This window comes from Diaphorobacter caeni (assembly GCF_015354245.1).
GTDB classification, from domain to species: domain Bacteria; phylum Pseudomonadota; class Gammaproteobacteria; order Burkholderiales; family Burkholderiaceae_C; genus Diaphorobacter_A; species Diaphorobacter_A caeni.
Genome location: NZ_JADKYZ010000002.1, coordinates 391,912 through 410,454, shown reverse-complemented (window position 1 = coordinate 410,454; position 18,543 = coordinate 391,912). Strand labels below are relative to the sequence as shown.

At 65.9% G+C, this 18,543-nt stretch carries 17 protein-coding genes and 1 riboswitch; of the genes, 4 read left to right on the top strand and 13 right to left on the bottom strand.

Annotation, left to right across the window (positions count from 1 at the left end; translation table 11 throughout):
• Positions 1 to 156: 156 nt before the first annotated feature.
• The 3 genes from ISG32_RS05850 to ISG32_RS05840 all read right to left on the bottom strand — a co-directional run bounded on the left by ISG32_RS05850 (position 157) and on the right by ISG32_RS05840 (position 3,277).
• On the bottom strand, positions 157 to 1,272 hold the full coding sequence (locus ISG32_RS05850; protein ID WP_194770066.1) for an acyl-CoA dehydrogenase family protein: 1,116 nt from the start codon (positions 1,270 to 1,272) through the stop codon (positions 157 to 159).
• Between the two features lie 16 nt (positions 1,273 to 1,288).
• A complete protein-coding gene (locus ISG32_RS05845; RefSeq protein ID WP_194770065.1) occupies positions 1,289 to 2,470 on the bottom strand; it encodes an acyl-CoA dehydrogenase family protein in 1,182 nt (393 codons plus the stop codon).
• Between the two features lie 102 nt (positions 2,471 to 2,572).
• Positions 2,573 to 3,277, bottom strand: coding sequence for a YceH family protein (locus tag ISG32_RS05840; protein WP_194770064.1), 705 nt, complete (start codon positions 3,275 to 3,277; stop codon positions 2,573 to 2,575).
• A gap of 92 nt (positions 3,278 to 3,369) precedes the next feature.
• Between ISG32_RS05840 and purN the strand changes: the two genes are divergently transcribed.
• Positions 3,370 to 3,948 carry a phosphoribosylglycinamide formyltransferase gene (gene purN / locus ISG32_RS05835; RefSeq protein ID WP_194770063.1) on the top strand — a complete coding sequence of 193 codons (579 nt, stop codon included), beginning with the start codon at positions 3,370 to 3,372 and terminating at the stop codon, positions 3,946 to 3,948.
• Between the two features lie 13 nt (positions 3,949 to 3,961).
• Here purN and ISG32_RS05830 read toward each other — a convergent pair whose 3' ends face one another.
• The gene (locus ISG32_RS05830) at positions 3,962 to 4,213 is read right to left on the bottom strand and encodes a DUF1653 domain-containing protein (protein WP_194770062.1); all 252 of its coding nucleotides are present in this window, start codon (positions 4,211 to 4,213) and stop codon (positions 3,962 to 3,964) included.
• 48 nt (positions 4,214 to 4,261) lie between these two features.
• Between ISG32_RS05830 and ISG32_RS05825 the strand changes: the two genes are divergently transcribed.
• The 3 genes from ISG32_RS05825 (at position 4,262) to ISG32_RS05815 (ending at position 8,941) form a co-directional block, all read left to right on the top strand.
• Entirely contained in the window at positions 4,262 to 6,133 is a 1,872-nt protein-coding gene (locus ISG32_RS05825; protein WP_194770061.1) for a M48 family metallopeptidase, read from the top strand.
• Positions 6,134 to 6,237: 104 nt separating this feature from the next.
• Positions 6,238 to 7,512, top strand: a complete 1,275-nt coding sequence (locus tag ISG32_RS05820; protein ID WP_194770060.1) for an RsmB/NOP family class I SAM-dependent RNA methyltransferase — start codon at positions 6,238 to 6,240, stop codon at positions 7,510 to 7,512.
• Between the two features lie 214 nt (positions 7,513 to 7,726).
• Positions 7,727 to 8,941 (top strand): DesA family fatty acid desaturase, encoded by a 1,215-nt coding sequence (locus ISG32_RS05815; RefSeq protein WP_194770059.1) that lies wholly within the window; start codon positions 7,727 to 7,729, stop codon positions 8,939 to 8,941.
• An 84-nt stretch (positions 8,942 to 9,025) separates the two neighbouring features.
• Here the strand turns inward: ISG32_RS05815 and ISG32_RS05810 are convergent, their stop codons facing one another.
• The 9 genes from ISG32_RS05810 to trbE form a co-directional block, all read right to left on the bottom strand.
• On the bottom strand, positions 9,026 to 9,550 hold the full coding sequence (locus tag ISG32_RS05810; RefSeq protein WP_194770058.1) for a 6,7-dimethyl-8-ribityllumazine synthase: 525 nt from the start codon (positions 9,548 to 9,550) through the stop codon (positions 9,026 to 9,028).
• 103 nt (positions 9,551 to 9,653) lie between these two features.
• Positions 9,654 to 9,825, bottom strand: a riboswitch (FMN riboswitch).
• 603 nt (positions 9,826 to 10,428) lie between these two features.
• Positions 10,429 to 10,674, bottom strand: a complete 246-nt coding sequence (locus ISG32_RS05805; RefSeq protein WP_194770057.1) for a DUF2274 domain-containing protein — start codon at positions 10,672 to 10,674, stop codon at positions 10,429 to 10,431.
• Complete coding sequence (locus ISG32_RS05800) at positions 10,671 to 11,942, bottom strand: TrbI/VirB10 family protein (RefSeq protein ID WP_194770056.1); 1,272 nt, start codon at positions 11,940 to 11,942, stop codon at positions 10,671 to 10,673. Before ISG32_RS05800 ends, ISG32_RS05805 begins: the two co-directional genes overlap by 4 nt.
• A 2-nt stretch (positions 11,943 to 11,944) precedes the next feature.
• Entirely contained in the window at positions 11,945 to 12,928 is a 984-nt protein-coding gene (gene trbG, locus ISG32_RS05795) for a P-type conjugative transfer protein TrbG (protein WP_194770055.1), read from the bottom strand.
• On the bottom strand, positions 12,925 to 13,629 hold the full coding sequence (gene trbF / locus ISG32_RS05790) for a conjugal transfer protein TrbF (protein WP_194770054.1): 705 nt from the start codon (positions 13,627 to 13,629) through the stop codon (positions 12,925 to 12,927). Before trbF ends, trbG begins: the two co-directional genes overlap by 4 nt.
• A gap of 12 nt (positions 13,630 to 13,641) precedes the next feature.
• Positions 13,642 to 15,015, bottom strand: coding sequence for a P-type conjugative transfer protein TrbL (gene trbL / locus ISG32_RS05785; protein WP_194770053.1), 1,374 nt, complete (start codon positions 15,013 to 15,015; stop codon positions 13,642 to 13,644).
• Positions 15,012 to 15,341 (bottom strand): hypothetical protein, encoded by a 330-nt coding sequence (locus ISG32_RS05780; RefSeq protein WP_194770052.1) that lies wholly within the window; start codon positions 15,339 to 15,341, stop codon positions 15,012 to 15,014. Before ISG32_RS05780 ends, trbL begins: the two co-directional genes overlap by 4 nt.
• 10 nt (positions 15,342 to 15,351) lie before the next feature.
• Positions 15,352 to 16,077, bottom strand: coding sequence for a P-type conjugative transfer protein TrbJ (gene trbJ / locus ISG32_RS05775; RefSeq protein WP_194770051.1), 726 nt, complete (start codon positions 16,075 to 16,077; stop codon positions 15,352 to 15,354).
• Positions 16,074 to 18,539, bottom strand: a complete 2,466-nt coding sequence (gene trbE / locus ISG32_RS05770; protein ID WP_194770050.1) for a conjugal transfer protein TrbE — start codon at positions 18,537 to 18,539, stop codon at positions 16,074 to 16,076. The genes trbJ and trbE overlap by 4 nt, the downstream gene beginning before the upstream one ends.
• Positions 18,540 to 18,543: the final 4 nt, after the last annotated feature.

The following is an 18,543-nucleotide window of genomic DNA, read 5'->3' as shown; positions in this document are numbered from 1 at the left end:
TCCATTATCGTGGATTCGTCATTGCACTTGGTCAACGACCATGTTGAAAGGCGGTTTGCTGTGGTTACCGCATGTGAGGGGCGTCTGAACGCGTCAACGCAAAACGCCCCACGGCGCGGGGCCGGTGGGGCGTTGATGGGTGCGCGATTGCGCGGATCAGCCGAACACGCCGGCCGTCTCCTTCATGCGGTCGGAGACCTGGCCGAGGTGATACAGCGTGTCGCCAAAAGTCATCTCCAGTTGCGTCAGCGCCTTGAAGTAGTGGCTCACGATGTACTCGTCGGTCACGCCGATGCCGCCGTGCAGCTGCACCGCCTGCTGGCCGACGAAGCGCATGGAGTTGCCGATCTGCACCTTGGCCTGCGAGAGCGCACGGCGGCGGGCGGCAGGGTCGTCGCCGAGCTTGAGGCTGGCGAAATAGCTCATCGAGCGGGCCAGCTCGAGCTGCATCTTCATGTCGGCCACGCGATGCTGCAGCGCCTGGAAGCTCGCGATCGCCACGCCGAACTGCTTGCGCTGGTTCATGTATTCGGTGGTGACGGACAGGGTCTTCTCCATCGCGCCGATCGCATAGGCGCAGAGCGCTGCGATGCCGGTGTCTACGCCCGATTCGAGGGCAGCGAGTCCATCCGTGGTGACCAGTTCGGCGGGAGCGTCCGTCAGCCGGACTTCCGCCGCACGGCTGCCGTCCTGGGTGACGTAGCCTTGGCTGCTTGCGCCGCTGGCGCTCCGCTCGACGAGGAAGAGCGCGATCTGGCCATCGAGCTGCGCGGGAACCAGCCATGCGTCCGCTTGGTCGCCCGCCGGGACAATGCTCTTGCTTGCGGAGACGGTGTAGTCGCTGCCCGATCTGCTGGCCTTGGCCTCGCAGACGTCGAGGCGGTAGCGGGACTTGAGTTCCTGCTGGGCGAGCACGACCAGCGCCTCGCCGCCCGCGATGCGCGGCAGCCAGCGGTCCTTGGTGGCCGTGTCGGCAAACTGGCTCAGCACGTTGGTCGCGATCAGCGTCTGCGTGAGCGGCTCGAGCACGATGCCTCTGCCGAGTTCTTCCATGACGATCATCGCGTCGACGGCGCCGAGGCCCATGCCGCCGTTGGCCTCTGGCACGGTGAGCGCCGTGAGGCCGAGTTCGGCGAGCTCGCCGTAGGCGGAGCGATCAAAACCGCCTGCCGCGACGATCGCGTTGCGGCGCTCGAAGGCGTAACCCTTGTCCACCCAGCGCGCGACCGCGTCGCGCAGGGACTGCTGGTCTTCTGTGAAATCGAAATCCATGTTGCTTGTCTCCCTTTCAACCGAGCACTGTCTGGGCCACGATGTTGCGCTGGACCTCGTTCGATCCACCGTAGATCGTGGTCTTGCGCATGTTGAAGTAGTTGGCGGCCAGCGGCGCATTGAGCACGTCGCCGCCGGGGAAACTGCCGTTCCATCCGGCGTCCATGGCCTCCTGGATGAAGGGCAGGCTGAAGGGGCCGGCGGCCAGCATCATCAGCTCGGTGTAGCGCTGCTGGATCTCGCTGCCGCGGATCTTGAGCAGGCCCGCGACGTCGAGCGACTTCTTGCCCGCCTTCTCCGCGGACAGGACGCGCAGCACCATCATCTCGAGCGCGATGACGTCGACCTCCAGCAGCGCGATCTGGTCGCGGAAGCGCGCGTCGTCCCACACGCCGTTGCGCTGGGCCAGGCGCTTGACGCGCTCGAGTTCGCGCTTGGCACGGTTGACGTCGGCGATGTTGGTGCGCTCGTGGGCGAGCAGGTACTTGGCGTAGGTCCAGCCCTTGTTCTCTTCGCCGATGAGCTGGTCCGCAGGCACCTCGACGTTGTCGAAGAACACCTCGTTGACCTCGCATTCACCGTCAAGCAGCTTGATCGGGCGCACGGTCACGCCGGGGGATTTCATGTCGAGCAGCAGAAAGCTGATGCCCGCCTGCTGCTTGCCCTCGGTGCTGGTGCGCACGAGGTTGAACATCCAGTCACCGTACTGGCCGAGCGTCGTCCAGGTCTTCTGGCCGTTGACGATGTATTTGTCGCCCACGAGTTCGGCGCGGGTCTTGAGGCTCGCGAGATCCGACCCCGAGCCCGGTTCGCTGTAGCCCTGGCTCCACCAGACTTCACCGCTGGCGATGCCGGGCAGAAAGCGCTTTTGCTGCTCTGGCGAGCCGAAGGCCATGATCACTGGCGCCACCATCACCGGGCCGAAGGGCACGATGCGCGGCGCGCCCGCCATGGCGCATTCTTCTTCGAACAGGTGCTTCTGGATCGCGTTCCAGCCGGGGCCTCCGAACTGCTCGGGCCAGCCGTAGCCGAGCCAGCCCTTCTTGCCCAGAATCTTGGCCCATCCCTGCAGGTCCTCGCGGGTGAGGCGCTGGGCGTCGTGGACCTTGTCGGAAATCTCCTTGGGCAGGTGCGCGCGCACCCATTCGCGAATCTCGTCGCGGAACGCCAGTTCTTCGGGCGTGAAGGCCAAATCCATTGCGTGTCTCCTATGAAATCGGCAGGGAGAGGTTCCCCGGTTCAGGCGCTGTTGTAGCACGCGTGTGCTTTTCAAAACTGTCCTCGCCGGGACAGTTTTGATTCAATTTTCAGCGGTGTTCGATTCGATTTCGATACCGAGTTGCTCGCAGACCTGGGCGAGCGCATGGCGCAGACTCGCCACTTCGGATTCGAGGGCGGTGATGCGCTCCGCCATGGCGTTGTCGCGGGCTGAGGCCGGGGCGGGCGCCGCGCTGCTGCCGGAGGCTGCCGCCAGCGCCGCAACGTCCACCGGGCCGCACAGCAGATGCGTCCAGCGCTGCTCGCGGGCGCCAGGCGCGCGCGGCAGCAGCACGACCAGCGGGCCGCCTTTTTCCTCGCTGCGTGATTGCAGTTCATCGAGAAAGGCCTCGACCGAGGAGATGTCGGCAAAGCGGTGCCAGCGTTCGGAGTTGATGCGCAGTTCGCCGGCGGTCTGCGGCCCGCGCAGCATCAGCAGGCAGAGCAGGGCGGCCGATTGGTCGGGCACGCCCACGCCGCGCGGGAAGTTGTGTTCCCAGCGCGAAGTGCGCGCGCCGCCGATTTCGGTGACCAGCGAGCGGCGGCGCAGATTGTCGAGCGCCTCCTGGATCTGGCCGTCCGAGAGCTGCATCACCGGATCGCGGCTGCTTTTCTGGTTGCAGCCCGAGGCGAGCGAGTTGAGCGTGAGCGGGTAGCTGTCGGGCACGGTGCGCGACTTTTCGACCAGAGTGGCCAGCACGCGGGCTTCTTCGGCGGTCAGCGGGGTGGTGTGGGGATCGAAGGGCATGCGTTTCTCTCTTTCCGGTGCTCGGTTCAACGTTCCATCAAATAACCTGATCGCCCCGACGCCCCTTGGCTTCGGTGCGACAATCGCCGCCCATGAAAAACATCGTGATCCTCATCTCGGGCGGTGGCTCCAACATGGCTGCCATTGTGCGTGCATCCCAGCAGCAGGACTGGGCTGGCCGCTATGGTGCCCGCGTTGCCGCCGTCGTGAGCAACAAAGCCAGCGCGGGTGGTCTGGTATTCGCCAAGGACAACGGCATCGCCACCGAGGTGCTCGATCACAAGCAGTTTCCCACGCGCGAGGCGTTCGACGCCGAGCTGGCCGCGATCATCGACCGCCACGACCCGGCGCTCGTGGTGCTCGCGGGCTTCATGCGCATTCTCACGCCCGGATTCGTGCAGCACTTCGAGGGGCGCATGGTCAACATCCATCCCTCCCTGCTGCCGGCCTTTCCCGGCTTGCATACGCACCAGCGAGCGATCGACGAGGGCTGCAAGTTCGCCGGCTGCACGGTGCACCGGGTGACGGCAGAGCTCGACGTTGGCCCGATTCTCGAGCAGGCCGTCGTGCCCGTGCTGCCGGACGACACGGCCGACACGCTGGCCGCCCGGGTGCTCACGCAGGAGCACGTGATCTATCCGCGCGCCGTCGCCGAGCTGATGCGCGGCTGAGCGCACAGCTTCTTCATTCCTGCGGGTCTTGCGGCTGCTTCGCAAAGCGGGGCTGCGTCACTCCGTCGATGACCACCGTTTCGCCGAACATGGCGGCCGGCCGCACCCAGAGCCCGCGCTCGCCGTAGAGCGCGCGGTACAGCGTCATCGGCTCCAGCGTCTCGCTGTGGCGCACCGTGTCCAGCACTTCATAGAGGTTGCCCTTGTAATGGCGGTAAAGGCCAGGCGGAGTCACGACCAAAGTGGGGAGTTTTTCTGCAGACATGGTTACTATTGGGAGGAAGTAAGGGTTGACAAAGGGAGTTGACAGGAGATGGATTACGCCGATTTCGTTCATCTGGCGCGCACCAGCGAGCAGGACTGCGCCCACGACAGCCGGGCTTACCGGCGCAGCGTGATCCGTTTCGCGGCGCTGGGCTATCTGTGGGTGATCGGCTGCGTGGTCGTCGCGCTCGCCTTGCTGGCCTTCAGTGTGCATCAGTTGATGAACGTGCGATTCGGCTTTGTCTGGATCTCTCTGATCTTCGCCGCCTGCGGGCTGCTCTGGGTGGGGCTCAAGGCGCTGCGCGTGCCGACCGAGCCGCCCGTCGGCGTGCGCGTGACCCCTGAGGATGCGCCCGAGCTCTTCCAATCGCTTGCGCGCATCCAGAAGCGCATCAAGGGCCCGCCGATCCACGAGGTCTATCTCGACGACGAATTCAACGCCGGCGTGCGCCAGGTGCCGCGCTTCGGGGTGCTGGGCGGCTCCGTCAATCAGCTGATGATCGGCCTGCCCATGCTCATGGCGCTCGACAAGCGCCGCATGCTGGTGGTGCTGGCGCATGAATACGGCCATCTGCGCGGCGATCATGGAAAGCTCGGCTCGTGGATCTACCGTACCCGCAAGAGCTGGATGCGCCTCTACGAGAGCATGGAAGACTCGGCGAGCCCGTTCGCCGTGGCGACACAGGCGTTTCTGCGCTGGTACTCGCCGCGCTTCGTCGCCCGTACCTTCGCGATGGCGCGGCAGAACGAGTACGAGGCCGACCGCCTTGCCGCCAAGCTGATCGGGCGCGAAGAGGCCGTGGCGGAGCTGGTGGAGAGCCGGGTCAAGGGGCAGTGGCTGCACACCCGCTTCTGGAACCTGCACTGGGCGCAGGCCGTGCGCGAGCCGTTGCCCGTCGGGCCCTACAAGGCGATGCAGCGCCTGCTGGTGCAGATTCCTGACCAGAACTTCGCGCAGGATGCCTTGCGCAGCGGGCTGGGGCATCTCTCGAGCGTGGACGATACGCACCCGGTGCTGCGCGAGCGACTGGCCGCTCTGAGCAAGGACAAGGAGCGCCCGCGCCTGCCCGAGCAGTGGTCCGAGCGCGGTTCGCTTGAATTGCTGGGCGCGAGCGCAGCACGCTGGATCGACCAGTTCGACCGCGAATGGTGCAAGGACAATGCCGACGGGTGGAAGCGCCACCACGCCTGGCTGCAGCGCGCCCGCACCCGGGTGATGGAACTGCAGGCGAATGCCGCCAACAACAGCGTGGCCGATCTGGTGGAGATGGCACAGCTGATCAAGCGGCTCAATCCCGCGTCCAGCATGTCGGTCGAGCTGTACCGCAAGGCGCTGGATCGCGATCCGGTGCAGCCGCAGGCGCTGATCGGCAAGGCGCTGCACATGGTCGAGACCGATCCGGAGCGTTGCCTGCAGTATCTGGAGCGCTTGTGGAATCATCACCCCGCGCACCGGCTCTGGTCCGCGCGCATGGCGGTGCAGGAGCTGGAAACCAAGCGCGAAGGGCGCGAATTCCCGGAGCAGGCGCTCAAGCAATGGCGCGAGCGTCGCCGCGAAGCCGAAAACGCCGAGGCGGAGGTGATGCAGGAGCTCAACCGCAGCGGAATTCTTGAATCCGTGCAGGCGCATGAACTGAGCGCCTTCGAGCTCGCGGAGCTTCAGGCCGAGTTGGCGCGCATCCACCCGGTGCGACAGGCCTGGCTCCTGCGCAAGAAGATCGCCTGCATGCCCGACCGGCGCGCCCACGTGCTGCTCGTCGCGCTCGCCCGTACCGAGGACGCGGCCAAACAGCAACTGTGCTCCGAGATCGGCGAGCGCATCGATCTGGGCGGCATGGCATGGGTCGTTCCATGGGATCAGGCCGGCAGCAAGGAGCAGCTGCTGAGCGTGGCGGGGCAGCCGGTCTTCGTTCGGGAGTAGCGGTCCGCATTGCGCAAGCAAAGCCTGGACGTAAGCAATGCATGGAGCGGGGGGAAGGCGCGCAGCGACTCCGGGGGTGTTCCCAAAGATGGGACAATTGGAGGATGCACCCCAAAGCCCTTCTGGATGCCTGCGCTGAGCTGATCAGGCAGGTTCTTACCTTCGAGCACCCGGCCGACGCCGTGGTCTCCCGTTTTTTCCGCGACCACCGCAATCTCGGTCCGCGCGAGCGCGCCACTCTGGCCGAAACGACTTACGCCGTACTGCGCAAGAAGCTGCTGTTCGAGCAGCTCGCCCGCTCCGGCAGCGGCCCGCGCGAGCGGCGCCTGGCCATTCTGGGCTTCCACGGCCCGCGTGATTTCGTGAAGGCGGCGCTGTCCGACCATGAAATCAAGTGGCTGGATGCCTGCGACAGCGTCAACCTCGACGAACTGATGGCCCACCACCGCCACAACCTGCCGGACTGGCTGGTCGAGCCGCTCAAGGCCCAGCTGGACGAGGCGGGTTTCTGGGCGCTGGCGGACAGCATGGCGCAGCCCGCGCCGCTCGACTTGCGCGTGAATGCGCTCAAGGACAAGCGCGACGTGGTGCAGAAAGAGCTGGCCAAGGTCGGCATCAAGTCGGTGGCGACGCCTTACTCGCCGCTCGGCCTGCGCATCGACGGCAAGCCGCCGCTCACCAAGCTCGACGCCTTCGTGCGCGGCGCCATCGAGGTGCAGGACGAGGGCTCGCAATTGCTGGCCCTGCTGCTCGACGCCAAGCGCGGCGAGATGGTGGTGGATTTCTGCGCGGGCGCCGGCGGCAAGACGTTGGCCATCGGCGCGTCCATGCGCAGCACCGGCCGACTCTATGCGTTCGACGTGTCGGCCCACCGTCTGGAAGCGCTCAAGCCGCGTCTGGCGCGCTCGGGGCTGTCCAACGTGCATCCTGCGGCGATCGCGCACGAGCGCGATGAGCGCATCAAGCGCCTGGCGGGCAAGATCGACCGCGTGCTGGTCGACGCGCCCTGTTCGGGCCTCGGCACGCTGCGCCGCAATCCCGATCTGAAATGGCGCCAGTCGCCCGAGGCGCTGGCCGAACTCGCGCAGAAGCAGACCGCCATCCTCGCGAGCGCCGCGCGCCTCGTGAAGCCGGGCGGCCGCCTGATCTACGCGACCTGCAGCGTGCTGCCGCAGGAAAACGAGGCGATTGCCGAGGCGTTTTCAGCCGCGCATGAAGGCTTCGAGGCGCTGGATGCGGGCGAGCTGCTCACGCAATTGAAGGTCGCCTCTGCGAATGATCTGTGCAGCGGCGGCGAGACCGGCACGCGCTACCTGCGTCTGTGGCCGCACACGCACCAGACTGATGGTTTCTTCGCCGCGGTCTGGACGCGCAAGTAAACGATAGCTGGCCGCCATCCGTTGTCGGCCTGAGGGCGTGTTGACGCTCTCAAGCGGTTTTGCAGGCACGTCCCTCTCGCGGATGTTGCGGCGCTGTCCTGCATACCTCGGAACTTTTTGCGGGTATGGGCATTCTTGCCTCATGACCGGTTCCTAATGTCGTCATGTCCCGCCGGAGTTCGGCGAAACCCTGTGTTGTGAAGGCTGCTTGTCTATGCTGTTACCTGATTGGGCTCCGCTGAACGCCGTCATTGCATGGCTGGCCCATGGCGTGTGGGATCTGGCTTGGTGGCAGATCGTGCTGTACACGCTGCTGACCACGCACATCACGATTGCGGCGGTGACGATTTTTCTGCATCGCTCGCAGGCGCATCGCTCGCTTGATCTGGGTGCGGTTCCGTCGCACTTTTTCCGCTTCTGGCTGTGGGTCGGCACAGGCATGCAGACCAAGGAGTGGGTGGCGATCCACCGCAAGCACCACGCGAAGTGCGAGACCGAGGACGATCCGCACAGCCCGCAGACGCGCGGCCTGAACACAGTGATGTGGCGCGGCGCGGAGCTGTATCGCTCCGAAGCGAAGAATGAGGAAACGCTCAAGAAGTTCGGCCACGGCACGCCCAGCGACTGGATGGAGCGCAACGTGTACACGCGCTTTGGCTGGCAGGGTGTGGGCCTGATGTTGATTCTCGATGTGATCCTGTTCGGCGGCGTAGGTCTCACGGTCTGGGCGGTGCAGATGCTCTGGATTCCCTTCTGGGCGGCCGGTGTGGTCAACGGCGTGGGCCACTATTGGGGCTACCGCAATTTCGAGGCTGTGGATGCGTCGACCAATCTCGTGCCCTGGGGCATCGTGATCGGCGGCGAGGAACTGCACAACAACCACCACACCTATCCCACATCGGCCAAATTCTCCGTGAAGCGGTATGAATTCGACATCGGCTGGTTCTACATCAGCGCGATGCAGAAGGTGGGCTGGGCCAAGGTCAAGAAGCTGCCGCCCAAGATGCTGCTCGGCGAGGTCAAGCCCGTGGCCGACGAGAAGACGCTTGAGGCCGTGATCGCCAATCGCTACGAGGTCATGGCGCGTTATGCGCGTGGCGTGCGCAAGGCCTGCCGTGACGAGCTTGAAGCGCTCAAGGCGAAGAAGGCCGACGTCACCGCGATGCGTGCCGCCAAGCGCTGGCTGCATCGCGACGCCGAGAAGGTGCCAGCCCGTTGGCAGGCGCAATTGGTGGAGGCCCGTGCGGCGCACCCGGTGCTCGACAAGATGATCACCATGCGCGAGGAACTGCGCCAGTTGTGGCTCAACACCTCGCAATCGCGCGAACAGCTGACGGCCGACCTGCAGGCGTGGTGTCAGCGTGCGGAGACCAGTGGCATCAAGGCGCTGCAGGATTTCTCCATGCGTCTGCGCGCGGCGCACGGCTGAGCTTTTCCGGCATCGGTTGCCCACAAAAAAACCTGCGAACAGCAAGGCTCGCAGGTTTTTTTCATTTGATTCTGCAGATCGTTTTCAGGCAGCCTGCGGGGCCAGCAGCTTGGCGACCTGCGCATGCTGCGCGAGCGTGTGCGCGCAGGCGTTGGCGGCTTCTTCGCCCTTTTTCAGGAAGTGGTGGAAGAAGTAGTCGTGGTGATCGTCGTGATCATGGAAGTTCAGCGGCGTGAGCGCCACCGAGAACACGGGCACGCCGGTATCCAGCTGCACGCGCATGAGGCCGTCGATCACCGCGGTGGTCACGAACTCGTGGCGGTAGATGCCGCCGTTGACGATCAGCGCGCAGGCGATCACCGCATCGAACTGACCCGATTCCGCGAGCCTCTTGGCCATCAGCGGAATCTCGAAAGCGCCGGGCAGTTCCACGGTCTGGATGTTGGCCGCGTTGGCGCCGAGTTCGACGAGACGGCGGATCGCCGAGTCGCGTGCCTGGTGCACGATGTCATCGTGCCAGTTGGCGCTGATGATGGCGATGCGGGTGTTGGAAGGCACGGCGGGTGCGGCCGCGTTGGGAGACAGATGTTGCATGTCGGTCTGATTCATTTGCTTTGTTTCTTGAAACGATGAAGCGTTGAAATGAATCAGGGCGCGCGAAGCGCAATGCCGTGCGCGGCACCCCACAGGAGCCGCAACAGAGCATCTTGCTTCACGTTTCTCTTTCATCCGGACTGTGACCGTCGGCTCTGGCATCTCACCAGATCTGCTGACCCGCATCCCATTTGAATGAAGCGCGGCGCTCGCGGGCTGCTGATGTCGCTTCTTGAAAAAACGCATCAGATACCGCCGGTGGGGAATTTCGCCCCGCCCTGAGAACGTGGACTCCGTGAGGAGTCAGCGCCGATTTTAGGAGCAAGCCAATGACATCATTGGCAAACAGGTGACAGCAAACAATTGTTCCATTGAGCGGAATTGAATCACGGGAGTAGCGGGCCCAAGCGGCCACCACTGCCTCCTGATCAACCCCCACAACGCCAAGAAACGCCTTCAGGCTAGGCGCCGAAGCCGCAGACAGTACGCCTGTACGGCAAGGCTTCGCAACAACGCATGAAGGCGTTTCTTGGCGCCTCCAAACGGATAAACATCGACGCCGAAGGCGGCGTAACCAAACAAACAATCAGGGCAACAAAAAAGTTCCGGTGTCAAGTCCTTCGTGAAAATCACGCAGGGCTTGAAACCGCATATGGGACAGTAGGTTAGCTCTTTTCTCAGCCACTTTGGCGAGGTGTGGCCTCGGGAGCTAGGAGCCACATAGGAGCGTTGGGAGAGAAAGCCGCATCGCACTGTGTCGTGCCGGATTGCCGAGGGACGGCGGGCTTGTCTTGTCATCATAGCCCAGGCGGCTCTTGGCGGCATCCAGAATGAAGAACGCGCGGCCTTGGGCCGCGCGTTCGATGGATGCTGCTGGGCAGTGGTCGCGGCCATCATGTCGGCTTGGACGGCATGCTCCGCGTCGTGGTGCCCTTCCTGAATCCCCGATCTCCTGCCATGAAGGCTTCGAGCATGTGCGGGATGAGCGTCGCCGCATCAACCGCCTCACCGTAGGTCTGCGCGTGCAGCGCGGCGTAGCGGTCGAGGTCGGCTTTCAGGCTGGCCGGGCAGGCAAAGGTCAACTTGAAGTTCTCGGTCTTGGGTAGAGGCCCCAGCCGCAGCTTTTTGCTCGTACTCATCGCATAGTCCCCCTCTGGAAGAACATCGGCTGGTACGGCCGCAGCACCAAATCGCGGTTGACGATGATCCGCACCGGCAGGCCCGGTCGCTCGGTCAAGGTCGGCTGGATGTTCATGTTGCGCCGGGTCATCTCCTGGCCCACCTGATTGATGCTGTCCTGGGCGCTATCTCGCCCCGCGATCACGATGCGGTTGCCGTCCTGGCGGTTCTCGGGCGCGGCCAGTTCCGCGCCTACGCCCAGCAGCGTGGTCAACGCCGCGCCGGCAAAGATGCGGCCCCAGTGGTAGTCCACGCCATCTTCCAGGCCGGAATAACCGGCCGGGTCGGTGCCCACCAGGTTGTCCAGCGTCAGCGATGACGTGTCGGGCAGGATGATCCGGTTCCACACCACCTGCACGCGACTCTGCCCGTAGCTGACCTGGCTGTTGTATTTACCCATGATGCGCGAGCCTTGCGGAATCAGCAGGAACTTGCCTGTGGCCGAGTCATAAACCGGCTCCGTCACCGTGCCGATCACGTCGCCCGGCACGTCCGACTTGATGCCCGTCACGAGCGCACCCGCGATCACCGTCCCGGCCATGACCTGATACGGCGAGGCCGGCATTTGCAGGTTGCCGGAATTGCGGGTTTCCGTAGAACCGCCTTTCAGGAACGCCTCCTTCTGGTCTTGCCGGTTCTGCGTGGCAGTCGGGTCGGCAGGCTGGGCCGCCGTCGAGGCCGGCCCGGCCGCCAGCGGGTCGAAGCCCGCCAAGGCGCTGCCCGGCGCAGCCGCAGCGGCTTGGGCTGTCGCAGGCGCGGTGGCTTTGCCCTGCTGGCCCGAGCGGAAGAACACCGTCGAAGCCGCCGCCGCTTCGGCCTCCTTGCGCAAGGCATCCGCCGGGTCATGGCCAGGCGGCGCATAGGTGGGCGTGACCGGCTGCTGCGAAGCTACGATGGCCGGGCCAAGATCGCCCGGCAGTGGCGGCCCCAGCTCGGGCACCTTCGGCGGCAGCTTCGAGTAGTCCGAAGGCAGGCCGTCCAGCCCTTCGGACTTGGAGACGCGATCGACGTTGTAAAGCTCGGTCTGCTCGCCCGCGCCGCGCCGGTGCGGCTGGAGTGACCAGATGGTGGCTCCGAGCACGGCCACCGACAGGCCGCCCATGAGCATCGCCAGCGTGCGCCGGTTCAGGCGCGTGACCGGGCGCGGCTGCGCGCGCAGCGCCACCGCCTCGGGCGCGACCTTGCCCGCCTGCGGCGCGGCACGGTCGGGGGTGTCGTCCTGGCTCATGGTCAGTTCCTCCGCGTGCCATCCGTGCGCTCGATCCGCACCACATCGCCCTTGTCGCCGCCCAAGCGCAGCTCCGCCGCGCCAAAGAGGCGATCCACGATGTAGTACGGCGCACGGAAGCGGTAGTTCACCAGTTGCCCGTCGCCCTGCGCACCGATCACGAACAGCGGCGGCAGCTCGCCTTGCGCGATGCCGGCGGGGAACTGGATATAGACCTTCTCGCCGTCATCGAAGGCGCGCAGCGGCTTCCACGGCGGATTGCTGCCGCTGATCGCGTAGCGGAAGCGGATCTTCTCCAGTGACAAGCCGGTATCGACCGGCGCAGCGGCATTGGCCGCCTGCGCCTGGCGCTGCAAGGCCAGCATCTTGTCCTTCGGGTACTCCCAGGACACTGACGCCATCCACGTCTTTTCGGTCGAGGTCAGCTCCAGCAGGTAGGTGCGCCGGCTGGTGGTGATGACGAGATTCGTCTTGAGGCCCGAGCGGATGGGCTTGACCATCACGTTGACGCGCAACGCTTCGCCGCTGCCGCTGGACGTGTCGCCCACGATCCAGCGCACCGTATCGCCGGCGGCGACCGTCACCAGTTCCTCGCCGGGCTGGAGCGCGATCACGGTCACGCGGCCCACGGCCGCATAGACCTGATACAGCGCGCCATCGGTGAAGGGCCACACCTGAATCGCATTGACGTAGCCCTCGCGCGTGGGCGCGATGCGCGCCTCGGCATTGGCGCGCGAGACGCGCACGGTTTCGTCGGCCGGTTCCGGCACAGGCTTGGCGGCCTCGGGCAATGGCTTCAACTGCGCCGGCAGCGCCAGCGGCTCGGGCACCGTGACGACTTCGACCGGCGCGGGCGGCTCCGGCAGCGGCTGGGCCTGCACCGGCTCATCGAGCGAGATGGTCGGCGGTGGCTTGCCCTGCGTGGCGCAGCCTGCCAGGGCAACAAGCATCAACGGCAAAGCGTAAAAGCGGAAAGACAGGTTCATGGTTTTGCTCCTTCGGAAGAATCCAGTTCACGCGCCCAGGACAGGCCGTTGACGTAGATGCCCAGGGGGTTCTTGCGCAGGCGCTGCTCGGTACGCGGGGTCTGCTGGACGATGGAAATCACGGCGTTCCAGCGTTCAGTGCCTGCCGCAGCGCCGTTGACGAAGCGCCGCTCCGTCCAGCGCACGTTGAAAGACGTGTCGCTGGCGCGGGTCACGCTGGTGATCTGCACCGTGACGGATTCCTTGCCGATGCGCGCGAACGGATCGTTGACCCGTGCGTAGTCGTTGAGCACGGCCGCGCCCTTGTCGGTCGTGTAGTCGTAGGCGTCCAGCCAGTTTTGGCGGACGACGATGGGGTCGATGGACAGCGAGCGCACCAGCGTCACGAAGCGCGCGATGTGGTGCGCCGTCTGCGCATCGTTGGGCCGGTACGGCGTGGCGGCTTCGCCCACGGCGCGCACCTGGCCCGCGTTGTCCACCTCCACGACGTAGGGCGTGACGATGGACTGCGCCGAGCGCCACACCAGGCCGCCGGCCATCAGCAGCGCGAGCGTCAGGCAGCCGAACGCCATCAAGCGCCAGTTCTTCGCCTGCACGCGCGGCGAGCCGATACGGTCGTCCCACACTTGGCCGGCAGCTTGGTACGGCGTGGCAGGCTGCGGCGTGTCGGCGTAGCGCACCTGCGGTTTCTTGAATCGCATGGTCTGTTCTCCTTATGAGTCGGAATCGCGCAGGCTCGGCCCTTGGCCGGAGCCGCCGCCATCGCCACCGCGCAGCGTGTGGGCGGTGGTGGTCGCGGCATGGGTGAGTTGCTGGCGGCGTTGCAGCCGCTTGGCCCAAGCGGGCTGCTCGGCGGGCTGTGCAGCGGCAGTGCTTGCGGACGCTTCGCTGGCGGCGGCGGCTTGCCCGCCTGACGCACCAGCGTCACCGTTCCAGCCCGCGCGGAACGGCGCGGCCATGCGCTGCCCGGCAGCGGAAGCGCGGGATGCGGCAGCGCGTCCGGCAGACTGCGCGCCGGTCTTGGCGACATTACCCAAGCCCGCCATCGCACCCTTGGCACCGCCGCCTGCTGCGGCGGAACCCGCCTGGAACGCCGACTTCGCGCTGCCGGCCGCCGACGTGGCGGCACGCGCGCCGCTGCCGGCCAGCTTGGCGGCAGCCGGGGCCATGCGCGCACCAGCGGCCACCGCGCCGCCCACGCCCGTAGCCGCTGCGCCGACGGCAACCGCAGTCCCGGCAGCGCCGACGGCGGCGCCGGCCATCGCGCCCGCGCCGAGCTGGGGCGCACCGGACACGAGGCCCGTGGCGATGCCAGGGCCGAAGATCCCGAGCGCCAGCAAGGTGAGCGAGGCCAGCATGATGACCAGCGCGTGGTCGATGTTCGGCTCGGCAGGATGGACTTGGAACTGCGAGAACAGGCCCGAGCCGATGCCGACGATCACGGCCAGCACCAGCACCTTGATGCCGGCGGCCACGACATTGCCCAGCACCTTCTCGGCGAGAAAGCTGGTCTTGTTCCACAGCGCGAACGGCACCAGCACGAACCCTGCGAGCGTGGTCAGCTTGAACTCAATCAGCGTGATGAAAAGCTGGATCGCCAGCACGAAGAAGCACAGCACCACGACCAGCCACGCGAGGAACATCACCACGATGGGATCGAGATTGGCGAACACCTCGGGAAAGCCCGCCATCTCGCCGATCTGCTCCAGAATCGGCGCCCCGGCGTCGATGCCGGTCTTGGCAAGCCGGCCCGGCTGCAAGAAGTTCTCCATCGTGATGGCCGAGCCGGTGGCGGTGATGCCCAGCCCCGCGAACGAGCGGAACACGATGCTGGCCAGCCAGTTGAAGTTGTTGAGGATGTAGGCGAAGGCACCGACGTAGAGCACCTTGCGCAGCAGCTTGGCGATCACGTCATCGCCCTGGCCGGTGGCGTGGCTCATGGCCCAATACAGCCCGGCGATCGTCATGTCGATGACGATCAGCGTGGCCGTGAGGAACGCCACTTCGCCGCGCAGCAGCCCGAAACCCGAGTCGATGTAGGTGGCGAAGGTGTTGAGGAACTGATCGATGATGGTCACGTCATTCATGGCGCGTCCTCCGGGGCGGGCAAGTCCGGCGCGGGGCCATCGGCCGGTTCCTCGAAGCTGGGCGGGATCGGCGGCAGGTCGGCCAGCGTCCGGTATTCATCCGGCCCGGCCTCGCCGGAAAAGAAGCGCCGCCGGAAGGCTTCGGCGGCGGCGCGGCAAGCGTCCTCGCCCGTGGCCTGCATGACCTGTGGCGGATGGGCCGCGCATTGCGCGCGCAATGCCTTGAGCCGCACGGGATCGGCGGCCAGGGCATCGGCGAGGTTGTCGGCTGGCTGCTCGCCGCAGGCGGCCAGCAGCACGGTACCAAGGACGAGGACGCATCGCATGTCGCCCCCGTCAGTCGCGGTAGAAGTTGACGGACTGCGGCGTGTACGGCGTGCCTTCCCCGAGGAAGCGCCGCCGCACTTCGCGGGCGCGCTCGGTGGCCGCCGCCTGCCGCGCCAGTTCCAGCGAGGCGGCCCGGTCTTGCGTGATCTGGAGCCGCTGCGACTGGATCGACTGCTTGGCCTGCAAGGCAAGCAACTGGTTCATGGCCTGCATCGCCTGCAATGCGCCTTCGGCCGACTGGCTCTTGCCGACCAGATCGGTCAGCACGCTTTCGTCTTCGCCCAGGTTCTGCGACACCTGCGCCTGCATCTGCATGGTGGTCTGCAAGCCGTTGAGCGTGTTCTTCCACCGCTCCTGGGCGTCGCGATACATCTGGTCGCCGCTGACGGTGGCGGCGTACTGCTCGGGATACAGGCGTGCAAACTCCCGATCCAGATGGGTCACGTCGTAAGCCAAGCCTCGGGCCTGGGCGATCAGCCGCTCGGTCGTCGCCAGGTTGGCGCGCAATTGGCCGACCACGCTGGACGGCAGGCTGGCGAGGTTGCGCGCCTGGTTCATCAGCATTTGCGCTTCGTTCTGGAGCTGGCGAATCTGGTTGTTGATCTGCTCCAGCGTGCGGATCGCGGTCATCGTGTTCTGCACGAGGTTCGTCGGGTCGATCACGACCCATTGCGCATGGGCAGTGGCGGTGCAAAGCATGGCCGCGATAGCAGCGGCGACAAGGCGCTTCTTCATGGCAGGATCTCCTGTGGGTGGTCAGCGAAGGAACCCGACGTGAGGCCGGGGAACGAGGGCAGCAGGTCAGCCGCCCAATCAAGGCCGCGATGGCGCAGCCAGGCGCCCGCGAAACCGGGAGGGCCGGCATCCGGCGACACGCGGCCAAGAACCTCGTCAATGGCGCGCTGGTCTTGCGGCGTGGAAGCGCCCGCGAAGGCCAGCGTCGCCGGCCCCAGGTCGAGGTCGAACAGGCGGTTGCCGAGGCGGGATTGGTAGTAGTAGTCGCGCTTGGGCTGCGCGGTGGCGACGATTTCGATCTGCCGCCTGTTGAGGCCGAAGCCCTCGTAGATCGTGCGAATCTGCGGCTCGGTCGCCTGCGGGTTCGGCAGGAAGATGCGGCTTGCGCAGCTCTCGATGATTGCGGGCGCGATGCTCGAATCCTTAATGTCCGCGAGCGACTGCGTGGCGAAGATCACCGACACGTTTTTCTTGCGAAGCGTCTTGAGCCACTGGCGGATGCGTGCCGCGAACACCGGGTCATCAAGGAACAGCCACGCTTCATCGAGGATCAGCAGCGTGGGCGCACCGTCAAAGCGTTCATCGAAGCGCGCAAAGAGGTAATGCAGCACGGCCATGACGGCGGCCTTGCTGTGCATCAGCTCATCCATCTCGAAGCACTGCACGTCGGCCATGCCGAGCCGGTCGTGGTCGGCGTCCAGCAGCTTGCCGTGCGCGCCGCCGAGCACATACGGCGCGAGCGCCTGGCGCAGCGCATTGGACTGCAAGAGGACGGAAAGCCCGGTCATCGTGCGCTGCTCCACCGGCGCACCGGCAAGGCTTTGCAGCGCCGACCAGATGGCCGCCTTCTCGTCCGGGCCGACTGCCACGCCTTCGTGCAGCAAGCGGCCTTCGATCCATTCGGCGGCCCAGGTGCGGTAGCCCTCTCGGTCGATGCGGGCGAGCGGCTGGAAGGCGATTTCTCCGTCCGTGCCCAGGTTGTAGTGCTCGCCGCCCAGCCCTAGGATGGTGGCGCGCATGGAGCGTCCCATGTCGAACGCGAAGATGCGTGAGCCGCGATAGCGGCGGAACTGCATCGCCAGCGTGGCGAGCAAGACCGACTTGCCCATGCCGGTCGGCCCGGCGACCAGCGTGTGGCCCACGTCGCCTATGTGCGTCACCAGCCGGAACGGCGTCGCGCCATCGGTGCGGGTGACGATCAGCGGCGGGCCGCCCAGGTGGTCGTTCTTCTCCGGCCCGGCCCATACCGCCGAAACCGGCATCATGTGCGCCAGGTTCAGCGTCGAGACGATGGGCTGGCGCACATTGGCGTAGGCGTTGCCGGGGAGCGATGAAAGCCACGCATCCACGGCATTGAGCGTTTCGGGGATGGTCACGAAGCCGCGCCCCTGAATGACGCGCTCCACCATGCGCAGCTTCTCGTCGGCTGCGCCGGGGTCCTCGTCCATGACGGTGACGGTCGCCGTCAGGTAGCCGAAGGCGACTTGATCGCTGCCCAGCTCCTGCAAGGCGGCATCGGCATCGGCGGCCTTGTTGTTCGCGTCGGTATCGACCAGCGGGCTTTCCTGCTGGAAGATCGTTTCGCGCAGCAGCGCGATGACGTTCTTCCGTTTCGCAAACCACTGCCGGCGCAAGCGCCCCAACTCCCGTTCCGCCTCGGATTTGTCGAGGCACAAGAATCGCGTACTCCAGCGATACCCAAATCCCAGGCGGTTGAGGTCGTCCAGAATCCCCGGCCAGGTCGAGGTCGGGAATCCGCGCACCGACACCACGCGCAGGTGCTTGTCGCCCAGCATGGGCGCGAGGCCACCGACCAGCGCCGAATCGGTCAGCAGCGCGTCGATGTGGAACGGCACCTCGGGCACGCCGACGCGGTAGCGCCGCGTCGAGATGGTCGCGTGCAGGTAGGTCAGCGTCTGGCTGTCGTTGAGCCAGGCGATTTCCGGCATGACGCCATCGAGCAGGTCGAAGACCCGATCCGTTTCCGCGACGAAGGCTTGCAGCCGCTCGCGCCAGTCCACGCCATTCGTCGGCGTGTTCTCGTAGAGCATCTTGGCGGCGCGGGCACGGGATTCCTCGGGCGGCAGGTACACCAGCGTGAGGTGATAGCCGCTCTCGAAGTGGTTGCCCGATTCCTCGAAGGTGGCCCGGCGTTCTTCATCCACCAGCCAAGACAGCGGCTCGGGAAACTCGGAGTGCGGGTAATCAGCGGCAGCGCGGCGCTCGGCCTCGATGAACAGCGCCCAGCCCGAACCCAGTCGGCGCAGCGCGTTGTTCAAGCGCGCCGACGTGGCGATCAGCTCGCCTTGCGTGGCGCTGTCGAGGTCAGGCCCGCGAAACCGGGCCGTGCGCTGGAAACTGCCGTCCTTGTTCAAGACGACACCCAGCGCGACCAGTCCGGCCCAGGGCAGCCAGTCGGCGAGCAAAGCCGGGCGCTGGCGGTATTCGGCGAGGTTCAGCATGGCG